The organism is Arthrobacter sp. 2MCAF14 (assembly GCF_052115645.1).
Taxonomy (GTDB): Bacteria; Actinomycetota; Actinomycetes; order Actinomycetales; family Micrococcaceae; genus Arthrobacter.
In genome coordinates this window covers 1-1,098 of record NZ_JBFRHB010000105.1, presented here as the reverse complement: position 1 = coordinate 1,098, position 1,098 = coordinate 1, and the positions used below count along the sequence as shown (strand labels likewise).

Genomic DNA, 1,098 nt, shown 5'->3' with positions numbered 1-1,098 from the left:
CACGTTGATGCCCTTGGCGGTGACGTCGTCCTGGACGAGGCGTTCGGCCAGGATCCGGGCACCGGTCAGGACGCGCTCCTGGCGTTCCTTGAACTCGGCAGTGCCGGCGATCTTGAAGGCCACGGCCTTGCCGGCGATCACGTGCTCCAGCGGTCCGCCCTGCTGGCCCGGGAAGACCGCGGAGTTGATCTTCTTGGCGATGTCGGCGTCGTTGGAAAGGATGATGCCCCCGCGCGGACCGGCGAGGGTCTTGTGCGTCGTCGACGTCGTCACGTGCGCGTGCGGGACCGGGGACGGGTGCAGGCCGGCGGCCACGAGGCCGGCGAAGTGCGCCATGTCCACCATGAGGTACGCGCCCACCAGGTCCGCGATCCGGCGGAACTCSGCGAAGTCCAGCTGSCGYGCATASGCGGACCAGCCAGCCACGATCAGTGCCGGCTTGTGCTCGAGCGCCAGGCGCTCCACTTCGGCCATGTCGATCCGGTGGTCCTCTTCGCGGACCTGGTACGGGACGACGTTGTACAGGCGGCCGGAAAAGTTGATCCGCATACCGTGGGTCAGGTGCCCGCCATGGGCCAGGTTCAAGCCCATGATGGTGTCGCCCGGCTTGATCAGGGCGTGCATCACCGAGGCGTTCGCCTGGGCGCCGGAGTGCGGCTGCACGTTCGCGTACCCGGCACCGAACAGGGCCTTCACCCGGTCGATAGCCAACTGCTCGATGACATCCACGTGCTCGCAGCCACCGTAATAGCGCTTGCCCGGGTAGCCCTCGGCATACTTGTTSGTCAGCACCGAACCCTGCGCCTGCATCACGGCCACGGCGGCGTGGTTCTCGGACGCGATCATTTCAAGGCCCGAACGCTGACGGTTCAACTCATCGTCGATCTTCGCCGCGATCTCCGGATCCAGCTCGGACAACACCGTGTCCAGGGACGGCGAAACGACCTGTTCGAACACAATGTTCTCGGTGCCTGCGGCCCCGGTCGCGGCGCTCACAGCTCGCCACCATTCTTGGAAGCGTATTCCTCCGCGGAAAGCAGCGGACCGTCCGACTCGGCGGCCACCTTGAAGAGCCAGCCCGCACCGTACGGATCGTTG

At 66.3% G+C, this 1,098-nt stretch carries 1 protein-coding gene and 1 pseudogene; both read right to left on the bottom strand.

Going from position 1 to position 1,098, the window contains the following annotated elements:
* Window positions 1-996 (bottom strand): serine hydroxymethyltransferase (gene glyA, locus AB4074_RS24795; protein ID WP_441415748.1); only part of this gene is annotated, 996 nt, incomplete at its 3' end.
* Window positions 993-1,098, bottom strand: a pseudogene (locus AB4074_RS24790) (glycine cleavage system protein GcvH); the annotation flags it as partial. The gene glyA and the pseudogene AB4074_RS24790, both read right to left, overlap by 4 nt.